The organism is Myroides albus (genome assembly GCF_024722315.1).
GTDB classification, from domain to species: Bacteria; Bacteroidota; Bacteroidia; order Flavobacteriales; family Flavobacteriaceae; genus Flavobacterium; species Flavobacterium album_A.
In genome coordinates, this window is the sequence record NZ_CP102754.1 from 204,908 (window position 1) to 228,429 (window position 23,522).

Annotated in this window: 20 protein-coding genes; 2 read left to right on the forward strand and 18 right to left on the reverse strand. The window is 32.4% G+C overall.

What is annotated here, in order from left to right; translation table 11 throughout:
• Positions 1 to 25: 25 nt before the first annotated feature.
• The 13 genes from NWE55_RS01025 to NWE55_RS01085 form a co-directional block, all read right to left on the reverse strand.
• Complete coding sequence (locus tag NWE55_RS01025) at positions 26 to 505, reverse strand: hypothetical protein (RefSeq protein ID WP_155093145.1); 480 nt, start codon at positions 503 to 505, stop codon at positions 26 to 28.
• Between the two features lie 516 nt (positions 506 to 1,021).
• Positions 1,022 to 2,083: a hypothetical protein gene (locus NWE55_RS01030; protein ID WP_155093146.1), complete on the reverse strand. Its 1,062-nt coding sequence runs from the start codon at positions 2,081 to 2,083 to the stop codon at positions 1,022 to 1,024.
• A 120-nt stretch (positions 2,084 to 2,203) separates the two neighbouring features.
• Complete coding sequence (locus NWE55_RS01035) at positions 2,204 to 2,488, reverse strand: GNAT family N-acetyltransferase (protein WP_155093147.1); 285 nt, start codon at positions 2,486 to 2,488, stop codon at positions 2,204 to 2,206.
• Positions 2,489 to 2,494: 6 nt separating this feature from the next.
• Complete coding sequence (locus NWE55_RS01040; protein ID WP_155093148.1) at positions 2,495 to 2,893, reverse strand: OsmC family protein; 399 nt, start codon at positions 2,891 to 2,893, stop codon at positions 2,495 to 2,497.
• Positions 2,894 to 2,901: 8 nt separating this feature from the next.
• The gene (locus tag NWE55_RS01045) at positions 2,902 to 3,822 is read right to left on the reverse strand and encodes a pirin family protein (protein ID WP_155093149.1); all 921 of its coding nucleotides are present in this window, start codon (positions 3,820 to 3,822) and stop codon (positions 2,902 to 2,904) included.
• Positions 3,823 to 4,070: 248 nt separating this feature from the next.
• Positions 4,071 to 6,488: a phage tail-like protein gene (locus tag NWE55_RS01050; protein ID WP_155093150.1), complete on the reverse strand. Its 2,418-nt coding sequence runs from the start codon at positions 6,486 to 6,488 to the stop codon at positions 4,071 to 4,073.
• Positions 6,489 to 6,540: 52 nt separating this feature from the next.
• A complete protein-coding gene (locus NWE55_RS01055; RefSeq protein WP_258204465.1) occupies positions 6,541 to 9,138 on the reverse strand; it encodes a phage tail-like protein in 2,598 nt (865 codons plus the stop codon).
• 21 nt (positions 9,139 to 9,159) lie between these two features.
• Positions 9,160 to 13,194 carry a phage tail-like protein gene (locus NWE55_RS01060; RefSeq protein WP_258204466.1) on the reverse strand — a complete coding sequence of 1,345 codons (4,035 nt, stop codon included), beginning with the start codon at positions 13,192 to 13,194 and terminating at the stop codon, positions 9,160 to 9,162.
• A gap of 731 nt (positions 13,195 to 13,925) precedes the next feature.
• Positions 13,926 to 14,333 (reverse strand): DoxX family protein, encoded by a 408-nt coding sequence (locus tag NWE55_RS01065; RefSeq protein WP_155092793.1) that lies wholly within the window; start codon positions 14,331 to 14,333, stop codon positions 13,926 to 13,928.
• Between the two features lie 11 nt (positions 14,334 to 14,344).
• Positions 14,345 to 14,803, reverse strand: coding sequence for a hypothetical protein (locus NWE55_RS01070; protein WP_258204467.1), 459 nt, complete (start codon positions 14,801 to 14,803; stop codon positions 14,345 to 14,347).
• A 325-nt stretch (positions 14,804 to 15,128) separates the two neighbouring features.
• Entirely contained in the window at positions 15,129 to 15,722 is a 594-nt protein-coding gene (locus NWE55_RS01075) for a Crp/Fnr family transcriptional regulator (protein ID WP_258204468.1), read from the reverse strand.
• 120 nt (positions 15,723 to 15,842) lie between these two features.
• The gene (locus tag NWE55_RS01080) at positions 15,843 to 16,382 is read right to left on the reverse strand and encodes a GNAT family N-acetyltransferase (protein ID WP_155092790.1); all 540 of its coding nucleotides are present in this window, start codon (positions 16,380 to 16,382) and stop codon (positions 15,843 to 15,845) included.
• Between the two features lie 108 nt (positions 16,383 to 16,490).
• Positions 16,491 to 16,817, reverse strand: a complete 327-nt coding sequence (locus tag NWE55_RS01085) for a DMT family transporter (protein WP_155092789.1) — start codon at positions 16,815 to 16,817, stop codon at positions 16,491 to 16,493.
• A gap of 190 nt (positions 16,818 to 17,007) precedes the next feature.
• Here NWE55_RS01085 and pdxR point away from each other — a divergent pair, with 190 nt between their 5' ends.
• A complete protein-coding gene (gene pdxR, locus NWE55_RS01090; protein WP_155092788.1) occupies positions 17,008 to 18,492 on the forward strand; it encodes a MocR-like pyridoxine biosynthesis transcription factor PdxR in 1,485 nt (494 codons plus the stop codon).
• A gap of 88 nt (positions 18,493 to 18,580) precedes the next feature.
• Here the strand turns inward: pdxR and NWE55_RS01095 are convergent, their stop codons facing one another.
• Genes NWE55_RS01095 through NWE55_RS01115 form a run of 5 tightly spaced genes read right to left on the reverse strand, consistent with a single transcriptional unit; the run spans position 18,581 to position 22,419 of the window.
• Complete coding sequence (locus NWE55_RS01095; protein WP_258204469.1) at positions 18,581 to 19,297, reverse strand: SDR family NAD(P)-dependent oxidoreductase; 717 nt, start codon at positions 19,295 to 19,297, stop codon at positions 18,581 to 18,583.
• Between the two features lie 8 nt (positions 19,298 to 19,305).
• Positions 19,306 to 20,007, reverse strand: a complete 702-nt coding sequence (locus tag NWE55_RS01100) for a hypothetical protein (protein WP_155092786.1) — start codon at positions 20,005 to 20,007, stop codon at positions 19,306 to 19,308.
• Positions 20,008 to 20,048: 41 nt separating this feature from the next.
• Positions 20,049 to 20,708: a DUF4328 domain-containing protein gene (locus NWE55_RS01105; protein ID WP_155092785.1), complete on the reverse strand. Its 660-nt coding sequence runs from the start codon at positions 20,706 to 20,708 to the stop codon at positions 20,049 to 20,051.
• A gap of 4 nt (positions 20,709 to 20,712) precedes the next feature.
• A complete protein-coding gene (locus NWE55_RS01110) occupies positions 20,713 to 21,318 on the reverse strand; it encodes a hypothetical protein (RefSeq protein WP_155092784.1) in 606 nt (201 codons plus the stop codon).
• 51 nt (positions 21,319 to 21,369) lie between these two features.
• Entirely contained in the window at positions 21,370 to 22,419 is a 1,050-nt protein-coding gene (locus NWE55_RS01115) for a tyrosine-protein phosphatase (RefSeq protein WP_155092783.1), read from the reverse strand.
• A 135-nt stretch (positions 22,420 to 22,554) separates the two neighbouring features.
• Between NWE55_RS01115 and NWE55_RS01120 the strand changes: the two genes are divergently transcribed.
• The gene (locus NWE55_RS01120; protein ID WP_155092782.1) at positions 22,555 to 23,451 is read left to right on the forward strand and encodes a helix-turn-helix domain-containing protein; all 897 of its coding nucleotides are present in this window, start codon (positions 22,555 to 22,557) and stop codon (positions 23,449 to 23,451) included.
• The last annotated feature ends 71 nt before the right edge of the window (positions 23,452 to 23,522 follow it).

Sequence of the window (23,522 nt, forward strand, 5' to 3'; positions counted from 1 at the left end):
TGTAAAACAACATTATTATAGAAAATTATTCCGTAAGAAATCTAACATCCTTATTGTGCTCTTTATCTACTACAATAAAGAAAAAAGGATGAGTAGTAAAAGTAAGTTCTTCATCTCCCTCTTTGTAACTATAAATAAATTCTAAATACTCCCCTCTATCCTTCAAACTTACCACGTAGAAATCAGTACTTTTATTAACCTCAACACCAATTACGGCTAAAACAAAGGAAGTATTAAAATCAATCTTGGTAAGCTCTTTACTGTTACCCATAACAGCTGCAGGACTAAATACTTTGTCAAATGCCTCTTGAGTTTCAATCTTTAAACTTTCAACTTGTTTATTCTCAAATGTATTCTTGACAAAATAGCTTTTACCTAAAGTAAAGCTAATTTGCTCTGTTTGCTTAACTACTTCCTTTACCTCATCCACTGTAGACTTTTGTTTTGTGTTACATCCAACCAAGGCAATTCCACTAAACAATAATACAAAGACATTTTTTTTCATTTTAACAAAATATTTACAAAAACACATACTTATATAACTACGCCATTCGACATATATTGTGCTGATTAACAAGTTTTTTTTATCTCAATCAGTGCATTGCTTTTTTGAGTTAGATTACATACCAATCTCATGAGGTATTTGCGAAAGTCATTCACAATTATTCCCTATAATAAACATACTACTAAATTAGATACTCTACACACACTCCACTTCTAATAGCAGAAAACACTAACTAATCTACAATTGCTCTATAACACCACAACAAAGACAATATAAGTAAGTATACGTGATTTAACATGCAATCTATCTAACCTAAATACACTCACAATCCATTTACAACACATAAATAACATACACTTGTTTGAAAGCAACAGCAAACTTACTTCACATAAAACAAGTAAAACTAAGAGGCCTACGATTAATAATATCCTCGATGAAAGCAGCGGCATAAATTGACAAAAAAAGAGAATTAACTCTAATTAGCTAATTCTCTTTTATATTTTATAATGGATTCTTTTAAATAGAATGCTGTAATACGAAAACTTTATTATAAGCTTGCTTTCTTGGCTTTCGAGGATAAAAAACAATTCCTATTGTATCTTTCTGTCCACCAACAGTACTGATACCAGATACAGCTAAATCATTATTATCTATACTCAAAACTTCTTGTGTAATCAAGTTCTTATATCCCTTCTTATTCTTATTATAAAAAAGCTCTACTAACTCATCTTCTTTGATTACAAGCCAACCATTGCCAAACTCTGTGGTGAATTGAACAGCCGCAGTTGTTTCATTAATCACTTGTGGGTGCCAGGTTCCAAAAAACTCATCTCCTAAGTTAAACAGCTCACCATATAAGCAATCTCCATTTTCATCTATCTCAACTATTCCAATTTCGCCATTCTCTTCACACAATAAATACGATTTCTTATCAAACGATAAGCTAAGCGCTTCATGTACAAAAGGAAAATCAAACTCTAAGATCCTACTTCTCAATTCATTTCCTTCTTCATCAATCTCACGATGCAACCAACCATCTTCTACTTCTGTAATCAAATTTATCTTGCCGTCTGAAATACTCACTTTATTCCCTTTAGGAAATGGAATAGCGACCTTTCTTTCCTCTTTAATTTGATTGTTGTCAAAATTCAAAACAAACATTACATCTGCTTTTTTCTCATCCCAGATATCCACATCATAAAATACAGAAGAATGCGCTGTACAGCCTACAAATCTACCATTAAATGATTTTGTTCCTTTAAATGGCTTCACCTCTTGATTAAATATAGATAAAGATAAAGTAGTCTCAGATTCCTCTGAAGGAACCAAAGAAACGTAATTATCACCATAAGGATTGACGAACAAAGTAGGTAGAATACCATTATCTTCCACTATACTATCCTGTTTACCATCCTTACTTAGAACAGTATAACACAATTTGTAACTCTCAGATTCTAACTCGTCCCAAATATAATTTGCCAATAACAATCCCTCTTTGGTCCAACAACTACCTTTTATACTCAATGCTGTAGGTACTTCAATAGTTGAAATTAATCCAAAAGATGTCTGTTGATCCATAAACCCTAATATTTAATTTTCTACAAAGGTATAAATCTTAACGGTATCAAACTAAAGTTACCACAGTATTTTCTTGTGATTCTGTGGTGCTAAAACCTTCTATTAAAAGCGACAACCTATTTACGCCAATACATCTCTTAAAGACTCATTTTTGTCGAAAACAGATTTTGCAAAAGGACAAAGTGGAATCACCTTAATACCGTTCTCTCTTGCATAGGGTACAACTCCATCGATAACAAGTTTCTTCCCTACTCCCAATCCATTATAGCCTTCTTCCACCCCTGTATGGTCAACAATAATCTTATCTATTCCAGCAACAGAATAAGTCATTTCACCGGCTTTTTTCCCATCTATAAAAGCAGTAAAAACACCTTTACTCTCTAATGCAGTATGTTTGATTTCCATAATCTCTTATTTTACAATTGTTTGAATTTCTATTTCTCCTTCAAGTGCCTTGTGTACGGGGCATTTGTTTGCAATAATATCCAGTCTTTTCAGTTGGTCTACATCCAAATCAGCATTGCCAAAACGAACAGTTCTTACCAGAAGTGTTTTATTCTGTTCTTTAAGCTGTTGAAGATTGACCTCTATTTCAATATTGCCTAAATCCCAAGCTTTGCGATCGGCATACATTCTCAATGTAGCAGCCGTACAGCTTGCCAAAGAGGTAGCTAATAACTCAAAAGGATTAAATCCCTTATCTCCACCCCCTAATTCTTTGGGTTCATCAGTTATCAGTTGGTTGTTACCTGCTACAACTTCAGTATAATATAATTCCTTACCTAAAACTGCTTTTACCTTTACATCCATAATTCTCGTTATTTTCTTTCTTTATTTTTAAATGATTTCATCCCTTCTGGAAAGGGTACATAAGACTTATCATCTTGTGGAATGAGAGGAAAAGCCTCGTGATTTTGATTAATCCAATCTTGCTTAGCTTGTTCTAACCTCTGGATGTCATCAGACACAAAATTCCAAAGAATATAGCGCTCTTCTGGCAGAGGTTCTCCTCCAAAAATATAAACAGTAGAATTTGCTTCCAATTCAAACTCACAAAGCTTACTGTCATTCGCTATCAATATGTGTTTAGGTTCATAAGAATGTCCTTCTGAGTACACTGCACCGTCTAAGATATACATAGCAGCCTCACCAAACAAACCACTTCCAATAGAAATCTTCTGGCGCTTTGTAGACTTTATCTCAATAAAGTACAAAGGACTATATACAGGAACAGGTGATTTTCTACCTAATGCTTCTCCGGCAATAAGCTTATATGATACACCATCTTCTTGCCAAGAAGGCAAATCCTTAGCTTCAATATGAACAAATGAAGGTTCAACTTCTTGCAAATTTTTCGGCAAAGCAATCCAAATCTGCAATCCGTGTAAAATAGAATCAGGCTTCTCTTGTCTAATATCCTCAGGCATACGCTCTGAATGTACAACTCCCTTGCCTGCAGTCATCCAATTCACTGCACCTGGAGTAATACGCTCCACACTTCCTATGCTATCTCTGTGCATAATCTCCCCTTCAAACAAATACGTCAATGTCGATAGGCCAATATGGGGATGTGGATCAACATCTAAATTATCGTGATCTTTAACGGCAATCGGGCCCATGTGATCAATAAAAGCAAAGGGGCCAACTGTTCTCTTTTGACGAAAAGGGATAAGCCTTCCTACCATAAAATTACCAATGCTCGCTGCTCTTTCTTCTATAACTAAATCTACTATTGACATAATATTACTATTTATTTGATTAAAGTACTATAAAATTAGATACTCTCACCCTAACAAACACTTAATTTACATTAAGAAAAACCTTAAAAAGACAATAGAGTGCAAAAAAAGCTTCACTTATTTACCCAAAAAAAGAAATAAAGTCCAAGTATATGATATAAAAAAAGAAGCTTTATCAATTGATAAAGCTTCCTTACTATAATAATTTTCTTTGATAGTTATTTAATTCTAATACAAAGAATAAACTTTTAGTTTTTTACTTCATTCTTTTGATGCTCTTGAGCATAGTCTATCGCCCAGTGAACAAGATTCAATAAGAAAAATGAATTATAAACATCACCACCTGTATAATTCCTTTTAATAGGAGTACCATCTTCCTTAGACGCTACTGGGTAACTATCTTTAGGTTGACCACTAAACCATCCACCCATAAAACCTCCGCTACCAACTCCAACAAAGCCATATGTTTTATGAACAAATGCAAACGCAGAAGATTGACTACCAGCTAAAACAACATACTTATTAGTTCCTGATAAATTTGTTACAGTGGTACTTGCTTTATCATGTGATGCTATTTTTAAATTACCTAACCCTGCTGGAGCTTCACCTTTACTAAAATAAGTATTAGGTCTTCCAACAATTAAAGCACTTACTAATTGGTTACTCGATGTTACAGTAAATGGTCCAACATTATTTAAATCAGAGGCACTGCCACTATCACCCAAATAATTCAAAAATGCATTCATATAAGCCTCCTGTCCTTCTCCATAAACTAAAGCTATTTTCTTACTTTTCACAGCATCAGCTAATATTCTTAATTGTTGATTGTCCTTTTTGAAATTATTTGGCACACCATAACCACCAATAAAAATCATATCACTTCTAAACAACTTACTTTGAAAATCTCCTGCTTTACCCGCATCAGATAAATCTTTAGTATTATCAAGCCCTAACCCCTGCTCAATAAAATTATTAATTTCAATAATTTCTAATCCTGCAATACGTACTGTGCCGTCCCAACTAAAATGTTTATACTGACGAACTACACGAGGTCCTGCACTCCAAACATTATTATTTCGCCCACCAGGATGCCATGCTTGTAAATTTGGCCCTCCAATAGAATACATTTTCATAGGTCTATATACAAAATCCACAAACATAGTACCTGTATTGCTAAGGGCTGGATCTAGATTATTTCCAGTAAAGTCAAATCTACCTAAAGCAATAGGCAAATCTGACTCAGATTTTCCATAAGCTCGTAATTCTATCGTTTTAATACCTTCCTTTACATCATCATCAGAAATCGTACCTACTCCTTCAAACCAAATTCCATTAACTTTCTCTGATTTAATCACATATTGACCTGCAGCTTTAGGACCTATAGTCACTACAGCTTGAAAATCTAAACTTCCATTAGGTCCCATGTCAGTTTTAGGAGTAATATAAGGTGTTCCATACGGTACATTTCCACCCGTTTTATTCTTAGTTCCAATTTGAGAGACAAACTTACTTTCTAATTCAATTGTACCTATACTATATTTAGGTCCATCGCTTGCTACATTAATATTAAAATCACATCCTGGTATTGTTTGTAAAGTCTCTTCTGCAAAAGGGTCATACTCCTTTTTACCTTTAGATACAAGTTTAAGTTTACCTGAAAATGTTCCACCTGTAAGAGGCTTTCCTGTCCCTGGTAATGGTAAAAGTGCTACTGTTTGAACCTGATTTACATCAGTTACTCTAAAATCAATAGTTTCAGATTCATATTGTATCAATTCATTTTTTCCTGTTGCAGATAGAATTTCTCCATATATCTTACCTCTACCTGGTTTAGTTACTACTAATGAAACAATTAATCTATTAGCGGAGGTTAAAGCAACTTTTTCTTTATAAGTACCTTCTGCGACAACAGGTGTGGTACAATCAAATCTAGCTTCTAAAGGCTCAAAGTCAGGTTTTACGTGATTTTTAACTTCACAAGTCACTTGCTTTTTGTTTAAGAAAAATTTGATTGTATCTTTTACATTTGTATCAGCACTACCTACTTTGGGAGTACCACTGCCTTTTAGCACTAAAAGAAAGCTACCACTTGAGGGAAATACTCCTCTTGCTGTAAAGCTATAACCATTCTCAGCACCAGTAGTATTATAAGCAATTGCTTCTACTTCAAAAGTACCTGGTGAACTAACATTCACTTCCACAGATATTAGATTTTTTCTTTCATCCAATAGCATCCCTTGAACATAATCACCACTAATATTATCACCAATTTGTCCACACTTATCTAAAGGAATAGTAAAAACAGCTGGTTCAACATCACCACACATATTCATCCACAACTGTCTATTGATATTGTAAAACTCTATACATCCAATTGTTGTATTGTAGATAACTAAACCAGCTGTTAAGCTTTGTTTAGGAATATTATCTCTTTGTCCTGTGGTTAGTCGAGGCATCAAAAAACCACGTTCTGTAGAGCTCAAATCCAATAAACTAAAAGTAAGAGGATCTAAAGAATTAGGCGTTGAATCATCGGATATTTGTGTTCCCTTAGCAGTCTCTTGAGTAACTTCTTGTGCATATACATCATTAAAAATCATCCCAAAAAAGAAGATAACTGCAAACAAGCCTTTCATTATATAATTTAACTTACTATATTTTTTCATAAATCACTTTGTATTAAATAAGCTAGGGTAAAACCCTAGCTTATAAATTCAATTATCTATTTTTTATGACATAATCAATTGCCCACTTAAGCGTATTAGCATAAAGATAACTGTTATAAACTTGGAAATTTTTATCACCTTTATAGTAATATTCTTTTCCAAATAAATTACCACTATTATCAAAAGCAACAGGCCAAATAGTTCCACTATTATGATTTACTCTTCCTGAGAAAATACCTCCATCTCCCATGAATATAAATCCAAGCGTTCTATGTCTAAAAATCCAAACATAAGAAGGATCAACATAACTTGTCGCAATAGGTATATAATCAGAAGGTAAATTTCTAAAATACCAAATATTACCACTTGCGTCATTTCCTAATAACTTACCATTCAAATCCCAGAAATCAGATTTTATAATCGGATCTTCTGAAGGTCCTGATACTTTATTAATCATGGTATAAGGATGACTAGCATCATTGCGAGGTCCACCATTAAAACCTGCCATATAAGTTCCATTACTTAAATTAGCAATTAAGTGATTTGTAGTCCCTACATTACCTGAAGGTCTTGTATCTAGATTACTTTCGTCCGTCATAATAACTACTCCTTTTTTAACCTTGATAAATTCTTCTAAAGCAATTCTTTCTTCAGGACCATATGTTGTAGGATATCCTACGATAACAATATCAATATTATTACTCTCTAAATAACTAGATAAATTCTTAGGAAATTTATAATAAGGAGAATTATTAAACAATTTAATACTATTAACTTTCACTTTACCATTTGGCCCAAATAATTGAGGATTTGTAATAATATCCGTTGGAGCATAATTAGTCCAACCATAAGGAACATAAGAAGCATTACCAATAGCTAGAACATTAATATCTGGTCCTCTAAAATTAACTGAAGCTGTACAAGAGTGAACTACGGCACCTTTACTATCTGTTGCTGTAATATCGAAATTAAAACTTCCTGACTCTAGTGGAGTACCACTTCCATCAATAACTAAATCAACTCTTCCTCTTTCCCTATCAGCATCACTAAATGTTCCTGATTTCTCAAAAGTCACTCCATTGATTGTATTTGTTTTAATAGAATATGTATCTGCGTAACCAACATCAACAGACACTTGAATTCCATCACGTCCCTTAGTTAAAGGAGTATTTGTTCTTAGTGATCCACCAGTTGCTGAAATATAAGAACAATTAAATGTATAAACCTTTGAACGTTCTTTCACTGGTACTGTAGGCATATTTTGACACAATGCTACAGATTCAGGCTTCATTGACGTAAAAGTTATCGCTGTAGTATTTGAAGGTATCTTTGTTAAATCTGCAACACTTAATGTAATATTCTGTATTTCACCTTTTTTACCCAAAAACAAACTAGATGCATTAAATTTTACAGATTCACCTGAATTAGAACCAGTAAAAGAACCTATTAACTCTACATCTATTGGTCCTGGATTAATAACCTTTACAGGTATAGTTATAGAATTTCCTCTAGTTAAAGTTATACCTTCTTGATACTCTCCTCTATACTCAAAACTATTTGTCATTTCACTACAAGCTAACTCAAATGAAGCTTCTAAAGTTTCAACTACAACCGTAGTATTAGGTAATTTATTGCTTGCAGAGTTAGTTTGAAATTTAAATGTATTTGTCCCTGTTTTTTCGGGCGTTCCTTGTCCATATAAATAAATTTTCTTAGGCTCTCCTCCCACATCATCTTGTGTGAATTGACCTGCTCCACTAAAACTAATTCCATTTTGAGAATCTGTACTTTGTATTCTCCAAAAACCAGCTGTAAGCACATTCACGCTTAATTCTATTCTATTGTCATCTCCTGTTAAAGCTATACCTTTATATGCTTTCCAATTTATAGAAGTAGCACTTAAAACAGTATAGTCTATCACTGAAGATTTAACTTTAATATCTGTTCCTTCACAATTAGGGTCTTTCTTACCATTAATCGTAAACAATACTCTATCCCCAGCTCCACTACTTGCCTCCATAGGTGTTCCAAATCCTTCTAATGCGACTGAATACACACCCGAGGTTTCAAACACTCCAGATTTACTAAAAGAATAACCATTGGAAGATACAGCACTAATTGTGTAAGAACCAGAATGTATCACATTAACTGATACATATAAAATATCAGTATCACGTAAACTACGTCCTTGTGTTAGCTCTTTTTGTCCACTAGCATTCAAGCTAGCATTACAATTATTCATTTCTACTGTAGCTGGAGGTAGTGCTCCACAAACGCTTAGCCATTTTCCCTCAAAAGATCCATCAGGCTTTTTCGCACCAGCAGTCTTGCTCCAATAATTAATACAATCATCTGTAATATTATAGATAGCTAAACCATTTCCACGGTCTTTGTCTGTTATTTTAGCGGTTAATGCATCGCGTTCTGTTGTAGTCATACGCGGCAACAAAAAACCCTTAGTATTACTCTCTAACTCTAAGATTGCAAAATCAACAGCGGGTTGATTTATACCACTTCCAATACTACCATCTGTAATCTTAGTAGTTTTAACCGGATTCTGTCCAAATGATAGCGTTACATTCATTAACAACGTAATTACTATCAACAGAATCGAATGAAACGGTTTTATATTTATATAGTTACTTTTCATCAATACAAAATTTAATAATTATTACTTGGTTAATAATGCTTCTAATGCTTCTAAACGCTTAGCCATGTCAGACATTTCTGATTCTAACTCCTCTATACGCCCCTCTTTTGCATCTAACTCTTTTTGTTGTTCAATTACATGTAAGAACAACTCTTCTGTTTTTTCCAGTAATTGGATCGATAACTCAGAAACGTTAAACGAATAACCTGTTTCTGTTTTTTCCAAATCACTTATTGGTGTAATACCTGGTAAGTGTCTATTTGAAGCAATAAAGTCGCTCACACTACTTAAATCATTAAACTTATAATCGTACTTCAAAGTAGAATATCCTTCAAAGTAGCTTTCAAAAACGTAATCGGCATAGTAACTATTTGTTGCAGTTATACTACCATTAACACGTAGTTTCTCTTTGATATTATCAGCATTTGGTGATTTTTTATCATAGCCTATTCCTACCCAACCTTGTGTGTAGATATCTTGATCATTGCTAGTAGCTTGTTTATCTATAGTTTGGTTTCCTTCTTTTGCAACATACCAAGGTTCCTGAACTAAATCATCTAATGGGATTTTAACAACTGCTTTATCTTTTTGAGCTTGATCCTCATGTGATATTAACTCATTTGTATAAACCAATTCTCTATTAGGTTTTGAAAACTCTAAAGTCGTAGTTGTTTCAGATTTTTGAAACATCTTTGACATTGGAATAAAACTTTCTGATTTTTCCTCGTCTGTATATACTAAACTAGGTCCATTGCCTTGATAGTCATCAATAAATCTTAAAGAAGTTATAGTTTCAATACTTCCAGGTTGCCCACCATTATCATCATTAGAACGTAAAATATCAGATCCTTTTACCTCAACAATATCTCCTTTTTCATTTGTATAAACTATTTTTTTACTAGGATATGTTTGATGTAAAATTCTTCCATCTAAATCCGCATCATCTATTTCTCCATCAGAATAAGTATAAACATCTACTCCCAATACAGGATCAAACTTCTTGTAGACCCATACCTCATAACCTTGTAAAGTAATACTAGTCAATGTCTCCGCAAATTTAACATCTGCTTCTCCTGCTTTCCCATTATTAAAAGTAAAACCAGCTTTCACTTCATCTGCATTCTCTGCAGCAGGTGTTACTTTCAAATTTGAAACGGCACCTGGACCTGCAACATCTTTAGCGATATTCTCGATAATTGTTTTATTCGTACCTGTATTAACAATTGTGGCAAAGTCATTACTTACATCTTCTGAAACTGATATATATCTAGCTTCTGGTGTTTCATTATCGTACTTATAATAAGTAAAGCCATCTGCAGGTTTAGCTGAATTCTCAACTTGAGCTCCTGTAGCATCAAATTTTGTTACAGCAGTTTTTGTTTCATACTCTTTTACTATACTAGACATATCTAAAGTCTGAGGGTTACCATCCTTATCTGTATAATTAAAGATATGATTCTTATTTTCTAATTTATATGTCACAGTTCCTCCTGCTGGTGGATTAGCTGTAAAGTAATCATTAAATATCTTCTTAACATCTTCATTATTAATAACATCTCCGAAGTTATTCGCTACATCCTCTGTTACATTAATGGTAATTTCTGTACCTTTTTCAGACTTGTATTTATATTCCCCTGTACGAACATCTTTTCCTCCTACATCCTTTAAAGTAGCAGTAATAGGCGTATCTGTCTCTTCTATTAGCGTACTTAAGTCGATTAATTCTTTGGTGATAGTATTTCCATCATTCTTCACAAAATAGAACTTACCGCCTTCATAAGTAACATTTCCTTCTGCGTTATCTTTTAAATAATTATTAATTACATCCTTGAACTTTTGATTCTTAACAATCGTATCAAAGTTATTCGCTACATCATCTACTACTGTTATCTTAACATCTGTTCCTGCCTCATTCTTATATGTATAGGTACCTTTAGCATCTGATACTATCGTAGTTAAAGTTTCGTAGTCCTTAACTACCTTAGACATATTTAAAACTTGAGGCTTACCATCCTTATCTGTATAATTAAAGATATGATTACCACCATCTAATTTATATGTCACAGTTCCTCCTGCTGGTGGATTAGCTGTAAAGTAATCATTAAATATCTTCTTAACATCTTCATTATTAATAACATCTCCGAAGTTATTCGCTACATCCTCTGTTACATTAATGGTAATTTCTGTACCTTTTTCAGACTTGTATTTATATTCCCCTGTACGAACATCTTTTCCTCCTACATCCTTTAAAGTAGCAGTAATAGGCGTATCTGTCTCTTCTATTAGCGTACTTAAGTCGATTAATTCTTTGGTGATAGTATTTCCATCATTCTTCACAAAATAGAACTTACCGCCTTCATAAGTAACATTTCCTTCTGCGTTATCTTTTAAATAATTATTAATTACATCCTTGAACTTTTGATTCTTAACAATCGTATCAAAGTTATTCGCTACATCATCTACTACTGTTATCTTAACATCTGTTCCTGCCTCATTCTTATATGTATAGGTACCTTTAGCATCTGATACTATCGTAGTTAAAGTTTCGTAATCCTTAACTACCTTAGACATATCTAAAGTCTGAGGCTTACCATCCTTATCTGTATAATTAAAGATATGATTACCACCATCTAATTTATATGTCACAGTTCCTCCTGCTGGTGGATTAGCTGTAAAGTAATCATTAAATATCTTCTTAACATCTTCATTATTAATAACATCTCCGAAGTTATTCGCTACATCCTCTGTTACATTAATGGTAATTTCTGTACCTTTTTCAGACTTGTATTTATATTCCCCTGTACGAACATCTTTTCCTCCTACATCCTTTAAAGTAGCAGTAATAGGCGTATCTGTCTCTTCTATTAGCGTACTTAAGTCGATTAATTCTTTGGTGATAGTATTTCCATCATTCTTCACAAAATAGAACTTACCGCCTTCATAAGTAACATTTCCTTCTGCGTTATCTTTTAAATAATTATTAATTACATCCTTGAACTTTTGATTCTTAACAATCGTATCAAAGTTATTCGCTACATCATCTACTACTGTTATCTTAACATCTGTTCCTGCCTCATTCTTATATGTATAGGTACCTTTAGTATCTGATACTATCGTAGTTAAAGTTTCGTAGTCCTTAACTACCTTAGACATATCTAAAGTCTGAGGCTTACCATCCTTATCTGTATAATTAAAGATGTGTTTGTCATTCTCAAAGGTATATGTAACTGTTCCTCCTGCTGGCGGATTAGTTGTGAAGTAATCATTAAATATCTTCTTAACATCTTCATTGTTGATAATATCTTCGAAGTTATTCATTACGTCACCCACTACTGTTATCTCTACAGGCTCATAATTCGAATCTGCTCTCTTTTCGTTATAGTACTTATAGACACCTGTCTTTTTAGTACCATTCATCACAGCAATTATACTTGTTTCTGTTTCAGTGATACTTGCAGAACTAACGAATACTTTCAAAAACTCATTAAACTCTTTACTATCTTTAAGTAGTTTTGTAAGATCTATTTCTGTATCAGGTGTTGTGCTATCCTCATTTTTATAAACTAAAATAGCCTTTTCAGTACCTGTACCAGGAGCTAAAGTAGTCACTGTTTCAAACTCTTTTACTAAATCACTGATAGAAACCTCTTTCTCCTCTTTAGTTGATTTATCAATCCATTTAAAAGTAAAATTATTATCACCTTCATTAGTAATTGATACATTGCCATCTTGAGCTGTTTCTTTAATATAAGTATATAATGTACTATTTGAAACCAAAGCATTCCACTTAGCATTTGACCAAAAGTAAAATCCTGCTTCAAGGGTTGTACTTCCTGTATTGTAAACTAATAAACTTTCTGGATAATCTCCATCTTTAACAATAGTAGTTAAATCTAAACTACTCTTTAACTCAACTCGTGGTATCAAAACCCCTTTATTTTTGGAGCCTATTTCTAGCTCAGCACTAGCATTTGGTAGTGGTGTACCGATTCCTGTTTGAGCATAAACAGTCATTGTTCCAAACAATGCCAACAATGGTATAATATTTTTTTTCATAGCTTTTGTTTATATATACAATACAAATTTAACATAATAGATTAAACAATAAACAAAAAGTATTATAAATCAGCATATTACAAGCTACTTCCATCAAGTATTTAATTAACAAATTCAAACTAATATAAAACATTTAGCACTTTAACTACTATAGAAATAATAAACACAAAATAAAACAAAATATATAATATTAAATACATAAAAATAACAATTCAAATTACAAAACACCAAAACTATAATAAACACATTATGTTAATAAATACTATTTTCTGTTGAATTCATCTAAATGTTAATTTTCAACATTTTTAAATTGATTCTGAACTCAGTAAGTGAACGAAGTAATTGTCCTTTTGTGCGACTTTCTTTGCGTTTTCTTCGACTATCCTTGGGGTTCTCATGCTAAAAGAGCGTGTTCTCCGAGCAAAACCCCTAAGAATGTGCGCAAATACTCGAAGAATGTCCAACCAAAATTGCACTGATCTAAAAATAATATCACACGACAAATACCTCCGTTATTCCCAAAAGAAATAAACCAAACATTAAAAAATACACAATAAAGAACCTCTATATGATATTGGACATCTGACAATATTTCTTTATGGTGTAGACAAATTATTTACAAAAACACTAAGTGAACTCAATCTTTAGCTTAATCAAAAACAAAGGCCTTTCTACAACTTTAGAAAGGCCTTTGTTTTAACATACTTAAAGTACAGTAAATACTCATTTTGTTAATCCCATTTACTTGAGGTAGATAAAGCAAATTTACCACTGCCAGTAAAGAATAAACTTAAAGATACCAAAAGGTATATTAACAATAACTCCACCGTTAATCCACCATTGTCGTTCAAAGTAAACAACTGCGTTGACTGCGCAAGCATCATAGCTGTAAAACAATTAATTGCAAAAACGAGCCCAGCTATTCTCGTGCGAAAACCCAGTAAAATCATTATAGGTGCAACAACTTCGCCTGCGTAGACTCCATAACCCAAAAAACCAGGTAATCCTTTATCTACCAACATACCTTGAATAAAAGTAATTCCGTTAATTACCTTACCAATTCCATAAAACAACATTGGTAACCCTACTGAAATACGTGCTAATAATAGACCTACTCCTAAATTTCTATCTATATTCATATATTAAAATTTTAAAAATTATACTTCACAAACACACCTAAATTCTCCAAGTGATCCCATGAGATATTAAACTGTTCTGCATTAAAAGCTAAACCATACATTAACTTTTCATCCTTTAGCCCTATTCTAATATGTTGAAATCCTCTTGTATACTCGTTAAAATCAGTATTTCCAACTGCTGATAGTCTAAAGAAAGCATTTAACTTTTGAGTTAACTTAGGGGTATACTCGATTAAAAAAGATTGTTCTAATGTAAATCCTGCTTGGTAAGTTGCTCCAGCAGAATATGATATATTCAAAGTATTTTGCTTATTCTTATATTGATACTGAAGATAACTCAGAAAAAAAGCTCCTGGGTTTTTCACTCCAAACCCATTGTGAAGGCTAAAACGATCACTAATCTTATAGCTAACTGTATTTCGAATAAAAAGAATATTATGAGTATCTTCTGTATACTCTGTATCGAACAATATCAAATTTGATAATTTCCATTTGTCATTAACTTGATAAGATACTGTGTGTGTGTGTAAAAGTATGACCTATTTCCCACCATCACTTCTGGTGAAAAAGATAATTGCTGCCCTCTCATGACGATGGAGAATAAAAGCACAATTACGAATATAAGTTGTTTCATTGCCTATTATTGTTGTTTGTAAGGCAAATGTATTGTCATTGAGATTCCTAAAGATTAAGATATCTTAAGAAATAAAAACAACTATAAAAAAAGTAAAAACAACCATTTTAAAAAAAAGACAACCTTATTAGAAGGGTACTAAGGATTTACTAACTAAAAACTTACATACTGTGTTTTTTCTTTAGATAGCTTAAAAATTCAGGTGTTACCCCCAAATAAGATGCGATCATATATTGAGGTACTCTCTGTTCGATATTTCTATATTCTTTAATAAATTTCTGATAGCGATCAAAAACTTGAATACTCATTTGTTCCAGCATACGCTCTTGAAGTGAAACATATGCATTTTGAATCTTTATCCTAAAAAAAGTTGATAGTGCGGGAATTTTGACATACAACCTCTCCAATGCTTCACTATTGATTTGTACAAGGGTTGTCTTTTCAATAGCTTGAACAAACATTTGTGACTCCTTACCACTTAAGTAGGAATACAAATCATTGATCCACCATCCTTCTATGCCAATTTGAAGAGTGTGTTCTTGACTATCTAAATCCAAATAGTAACACCTCATACTTCCTGTTACAACAAATCGCATGTGTTTAGAAACTTGACCAGGCTGAAGGACGCACTCTTTGCGTTTTAATTCAACTATATCTATAGATTCATATAATAATTCAACTTCATCTTGGGTCAGATTGACACTCTCTTTTATATGATTAAGAAAAAAGTCTAATATCCTCTGTCTTTTATCCATGTTACTTCTAAACTTATTAGAGCGCAAATAAACAATATTTATGCCTTTTATTGTTTATAGAAAATAAAAAAGTCTTTACTGCTATCGCAGTAAAGACTTTTTTAGTGTATAGTTGTAATACTATTCTACTGTATAATGATAATTATTCATTCCATTATCTTGATTAACGAGCTTAAATCCTATCTTTTCAAAAATCTTCTGTCCTGAGTCATGTAAACGAGGAACAGAATACTCTAAACAAGAAATATCAAAATTGTGCAATAATGGAACAAGGCTTTTCAAAGCATTGGACATAATTCCCTTTTTCTGCATACTCCCGTTAACCCAAACTTTAGCCTGCCAATTATCATTCTTATTTTGAGGAGCTCCCAAGTATATATAGCCAATAGGCGCAAGAAAGTCTTTGAATCTAATACAGTATAAAATACTTTCTCTCTTTTTTGCCTTTCCTATAAAATGTAACAACCGCTCTTTAGCTTCTAATTGATCTGCCGCATAAAACTCCGGAAACTGTTCTTTTACTCCAGAGGTTCTACAATTATGCTCATACAAAAGTGCTTCTTGATCAATAAATTCTTCAATAATTGGCTTAATCAGAAATTTCTCATTGATATCTATTGTAGTGTTCGAATCAAAGATATCTAATTTACTATTTTGCATAGTTTCTGCTATTTAATAATTGCTATTTCAATAATCACTAAGTTAACATAAAAAACCCAATAAATAGTACAGTTTGAACAATTAAAATCCGAATTATCCCATCTTTTTTTAATTAGAAACAAACTTTAATCCTATAATCGACCCAATTAAAGTTGTGATAAAAAACAACCTCCAAAATGTAGCAGGATCTTTAAAAAACAAAATTCCCACAATAACAGTTCCTACTGCGCCGATACCTGTCCAAACAGCATATGCTGTACCTAAAGGCAAGGATTGTGTTGCTTTAATTAAAAAGCCCATACTTAGTGTCATTGCTATAAAAAAGCCAATATACCACCCGATTGCTTCATTACCTGTTGATTCTTTTGCTTTTCCTAAACAGAAAGTAAAGCCTACTTCAAATAACCCACCGATAATCAATAATAACCAATTCATTTTATGCTTTTAAAATTCGGTGCAAATTTCGCTTATATTCACCTACTTTTTTTTACATAGGTTAAAAATTATATCGGGATTTTTTAGTATGTCATTTACTTCAATTTACAAAAGACAAATCACTTTTAAAGCAATAACCAAAATAACTTCGTAAATTTCCACCATTGTCAATTCTATTTTAAATCTAAACATGAGTAGTCCAACCAAAATACCTTTTTTGAGTTTTATCCAGATTGATAAAAAATCGAATACTCCTCTTTATATGCAAATCGCCAATCAATTTAGCAATGCTATACAGAGAAACTATTTATTGAAAGGAACTAAACTACCGGGTACAAGAAAGCTATCAGAACTACTGCAAATCAATAGAAATACAGTTATTGCTGCTTATGATGAGTTACAGGCTCAAGGCTGGATTGAAAGTAAAGCCAATAAAGGAACCTTCGTTATAGAGAAAACGAAGAATACTCCTGTCAAATTAAAAAACTCTTTTGAGCAATATTCATCTATTTATCCAGATAAAGCTGGCTTTGCTTTTAAACAATCTAATATATTAGATAGCCCTTATGAGAAAATAACAACAAAATACTATTTTACAGATGGTACTCCTGACAATAGATTAGTTCAAATCAATCAATTATCGTCATTTTACAGTGCCAGCATAAAAAGAAAGACCAATAAGAAGAAATTAAACAATAGCAGTTATGAGAACAATGCCTTTTTTCTAAAAAATATGGCAAATTATCTCAACTTATCTCGAGGATTACAAATCAATACTCAAAATATACTAATCACCAATAGCAGTGAGATGAGTCTCTATATTGCAGCAGAGACATTACTAAGCAAAGAGGATAAAATCATAGTAACCGACTTAAGCTATTTTTCAAGTAATATGACTTTTCAAAACAAAGGTGCAAAAGTACTTACTGCTGGAGTTGACGAGGAAGGTATTATTATTCAACACGTTGAGAATTTATGTAAAAAACACAAGATCAGACTACTTTACATTACACCTCATCACCACTATCCCACAACAGTTACACTTAGCCCTCAACGAAGAGTTCAACTACTTCACTTAGCAAACAAATATGGTTTTGTCATATTAGAAGATGATTATGACTATGAGTTTCACTATGACAAGAGCCCAATTGTTCCCCTTGCAAGTTCTGATAAAAATGGAATGGTTGTCTATACAGGTTCATTTGGCCATTCACTTATCCCTGGTTTTAAATTGGGTTTTATAGTTGCCCCAAAGGATGTGATACACGAAATGCAAAAGCACTTAAACGTAATAAATCCACAAGGAGATATTCTGATGCAACAGGTCTTAGCAGAATTAATTGAAGAAGGTGAAATAAGTAGATATTTAAAAAAGGCCACCAAAGTATATCAGGAAAGACGCAATTACTTTTGTAAATTACTCAATGAATATTTTCCAGATCAAATCTCATTCAATAAACCGTCTGGAGGATTGGCTGTCTGGGTAAATTGGAATAAAGAAATTAACCTATACAATCTGATGAAAATTGCACTCAATAACAATCTGAGTATCCCTAAAACACTCTTATACCAAAATAAAGACATTAGGGCTACACGCCTTGGCTTTGGACATCTTGACAAAGACGAAATAGAAATAGTTTTAAGTATTCTACACCATAGTGTCAATCAGCTTTAAATTCGATAGTAGCAGTAAATTTCTAAGAGATTTGTTTTGCCTATCTGATTGATTAAATTGTAGAACTACCAGTCTTTTTGGTAGAGTCTTACACGTTTTCGTCAAGCATGGCTGGTATGGTAATCTCCTTTACACAACTGGCATTAGTAGTACTAAGTACAAACTTAATTGCTGATATGACATCAGAAAGAGGGATTAGAGCTCCTTGCGTTTCTTCTATAACTTCTTCAGTAGGTACACTTATATCAAACTCAGTTGCAAGATAGCCAAGGTTTAAAATCGTAATACCTATTTTATCTTTGCGCAGTGATTCTCTTAAACTGTGTACGATTCCTCTTAAAGCAAATTTAGTTGCAGAAAAAGCAACTTCACTTCCCTTGTGGTTTTCTAATCCCCAAGTAGATCCTATCAAAATAATTTTAGCATTACTCGATAGTCTTAAGTTAGCAATAAACGCCTGTAAACCCATGATACAAGCCGTAATATTTGTTTGTACAATTGAATCTATTTCCTTAAAAGAACATCCTTCGAAATCATACTCCTCAGAAAACGCTGTTTGTTCCCATATTCCAACATTATAAATAATACAGTCTAAAGTTGTATCGTGAATGGTTTCTTTAATCTTCAAGACAGCTTCTTCAGGTTTAGATAAATCCGCTGGAATCCAAACAAAGTCGCCTTTGGTTTGTAAAGGTTTACTTCTGGAAACACCAAATACTTTATCATCATCTTCTGGTATGCTATTTATAATAGCATTACCCAAACCTTTACTTACCCCGTATACTAAAAAACGTTTATGTTTCATAAATCAAGTTAATTATAAATATGCAATCCATTGAGAAAAGCCAATTGAAAAACTTTATTCTCTTTTTTAGTACTCTCAATAAATCCCATGTATTTTGAAGATCGCATTTCTTTGTAAACTCGTTTGGCATGCGATACTAAACCTTCTCTCTGCAAATATAAATTAAAAACCCTTTCAACTGTTTTTATATCTGTATAACACAATAAAAAATCAATAGGAAAAGCTAACTGCTGTATATTCATATCATCAGTTAACCTCCATCCTTTCTCTGAAATTAATTCAACGGCAAGTAATGTTTCTTCAAAAATGAAAAGTAAAGGGGCTAAATATTTAGATAACATTTCTTTAATTTCTAAATAGAGATTTTCTTTATTAACACTAGTGAGAACCCACGTATTTACCTTTGCGTCAGGAGGAAGTAAATCTACTACAGAAACAAGCAAAAGTGTAGCTATTGCATTATCCTTACTTCTATACTTATTAAATCGCCATTGTTGTAATCTCTCGCTTTGCACTGCAAAAAAGCAATTAACTTGAATATCACCACTTTTTTCTAATACGACAGGTTGAAATCTTATCTGTAATTCCAATTCACTGTCTTTAGATCTCTTTTTGAGCATTTGCCCTTTTTGAGAACTAACAAAACCTTGCTCTACGTAGTCCTGTCCTAAAGATGCTATTAATTGTAAAAAATCTTGTTTTACAGCCATTGTTTATAAAAGTAAAATAGTTTTTTTAACAACCTGTTTCTTTATTCTGCTATTTCTTCATTTTCAGGTAGAACACTGCTCATCAAACACTGTAGTCGAATAAAATGACGCACAAAATTAAAACAGATTAAAACCCCTATAAAATTTAGTAGGTGCATATAAACATTCAAATCAGACAAAAACTTGAATCCACCATACATTAACAGAACATTTCGAAACAAGTTAATCAAAATGAAAACAACGTAAATAAACCACCATAATACAAATAGACTAAATGGGTACTTCTTTCCGTAACTAATTTGATTCTTTCTCAAATACAAATAGCTACGTCTACACATCTTCGCTAAAATAGTAAAGGGCAAAAACAAATTAAACACGGGAACTATCCAAGCTAAAATAGTCCAGTACTTAGATTCATAAAACACCGTGTCCAGTTTTTGCAAATTCTTGAATGCATTAAAAAACCAGGCTAAAAAGGTTACTACAAAAAAGACACCTACAACAAGGTGAAACTGATTCAAATAAACACTAATTGTTTCTAAATGCACTAAATCAGAGCGCTTGTAATGAATCCCCTTTAAGACGTTACTCACCACAATGCTATCCATGATTGTAAAGTTCAATAAGGCATATACATCGACAAGCAGTAAAAAAGATGAAAACTTAACTAATTGATTTATTCTATGTGTTATTTTATCCATTTACTTATCTCCAAAGTTCAACATCCTGAATTTTAAACTCTTTTATTCTATTTCCCTTTTTATCATTCACTGCGTTATCAAAAACTACCCAATACATTAAACTGCGTTTACTCTCAGGATTTGTATAAATACAACTTAACAATGGTGCATCCTCTGCATTTCCTTTACCGTTTTTATAACTCATTGCACGTGTACAATACTTCTTCACTGATTCGTAATCACTATTGTATTCATAATCTGGTTGATCATATTTAATACTACCATCCTTCTCAATGGTATATGAACTACTTACTAAAAATCGGATACTGTAATAAGGCTTATCATTCATTTTCAATTTTTCAATTGACATCCTATCTTCATCTGCTGTTTTATAAGAAGTATAGTATAACATATCTCCTTCTAATCGATCATACATACTGTAGTTCATAGGATTCTCCTTAAACTCTTTTCCATTGGGAACCATGGTCTTGACAAGCTCTTTCACTGCAAGAGTATCAACCTCATTTTCTGTTACCAGTTGCATAAGAGTGCCTATCTTTTCGCTAAAGCTCTGTGCACTCATCCATTGAGATAAACACAAAAATATCAAAGTAATTATTCTATTTCTCATAATAATAAATTTTGTCCAATATAGATACACATATCATACCCAATTAATAATTTATTGCGTGTATTTTTCTATATATTCTCTTTGCTTTTCCTTATCAATTTGCAATCCATTCAAAATATAGTTTTCCATCGAACCGTATTCCTTAGCAATACCATCAAACATTGCTTGAATATACATAGGTTTTATCCAGGAGAAATTCTCTATTACTTGATAATTTATCTTTGGATATAAAAACTTGCCAAACTTAGCCAATTTCATACGACTGCTTACCTCTTCGACACGGTAATTATTAGAAAGGAGATACTCATCTATAATTACTTGTTGCTCTACCTTTAAAATACTCAATAAAATAGCTCCAATCATTCCCGTTCGATCTTTTCCTGCAGAACAATGAAACAAGGTCGACTCTGTGTTATCTAAAATAGTTAAAACTATCTCCCTTACCTTTTTGATATCGTGTGTTGGATACAAACTGTAAAACTCCACAACTAAGCTATCTGCTTGACTTGGTGTCAACTTTCCTTTTAAAACATCTTTCTTTGTTTTGCTAAACATATCTTCAGAATCATCATATGCTTGATAATTGTGATATGTTAGAGAATTTGGAGTCTTGTCAGGTTTCTTTCCTATTTCTTTGTCTGTTCTTAAATCAATAATAGTAGTAATTCCCAATGAAACTACTTTCTCTTTTTCTTTACTGTTTAATTTATGCAAGTGACCACTTCTGTATATCTTTCCCCATTTAGTATAACGACCTTCACTCGTAGGAATACCACCTAAATCTCTAAAATTGTGAACCTTTCTAAAATCAATCTCTCGATTTGATACAACTAAGGTATCCTCTTTGTGAACAACAGTAAAAAACTTTCGATCTGTATGGGTAAAGTTGACTTTATCTTCCGTAATATTTAGTGGCGTAGGATCTATGATTCTATCTCCTTTATCAAAAACACCGATATATTTGTTGCTTTGCTCAACGATGCGAGGTTTATCATTAACCATTGATGAATATTCGATTGGTTGATAAGTTGTTTTGTATGAGCACCCTTGCAAAGTCAATACAAGTAAAAAAACAACGCTAAACACCTTCTTTATTTCCATACTAAAACCTTTATTTCAAAAATAAGCATAATAACCCAAAAGTGTATTTATTTACTTGTGAAAAACCACTTAAGCAATACCTCATCAAAGAAAACGCTGTGTAAAAAAGCTTTTGCCTATTTTTGCAAAAAAAAGATGACTCCTGTAGACAATATAAACAATTACTCTATAAAAGAGTTACTTGATATCTTGGGACGAGACTACCAAGAAAGTGGTATTTATATAGATTTTCACAGCTCCTTTAGCGAAAACCCCTTAAAATATCCCTATCGAAGTAATAATTTTACATTGCTTTTAATTAACCAAGGACAAATAAATTTAGAAATTAACCTGATAAAGTATACTTTATTAGAAAACACAATAACGATTATTCCTCCTCAAATGGTTATTCACTTTAGACAGTTTAGTGACAATATAAACTTTACTGCTATTAGCTTTGACAAGTCTTTTGCTTTTGAAAACACACATTCACAAAACGAAAAAAGCACATTTATCCTCTTAGCTCCCAATACGGTTAATAAGCTTTCTTTAAATCAAGAGCAAAAAAACAATATACACAACCTTTGTACCTTAATCGATCGTAAAAACAATCAAAAAAGCCACCTTACGAATCGACAAGTAGCGATAAAGCACTTGTTTTCACTACTTTTATTAGAACTCCTCGATACAAGTCAGTACAATTATAACACGCTAAAAAGAAATCTATCAAGAAAAGAAATTCTGACCATAAAGTTTCTTGAATTACTGCAAAAACACTTCAAAACCGAGCGATTAATAAGTTACTATGCAAGTTCCCTTTGTGTATCTGAAAGCTACTTGTCTAAAGTCGTTAAAGAAATAACAAGTAAAACCATAGGACAAATAATTGATGATGCTATTATTGTAGAAGCTCAATTACTATTGAGCAATACATCGCTGAGTATTTCTGAAGTATCAGATATTCTTCAATTTAATTCCACTTCTTTTTTCGGAAAGTTTTTTAAAAGAAAAGTAGGTTGTTCACCCCGATTATACAGAAAAGGATTGCTTTAGACCAGTTTTGAGCAAAAAGAGGTCTTTTTTTACACTTTTATTACATTGAACTTTGCTAAGTCAAACAACAA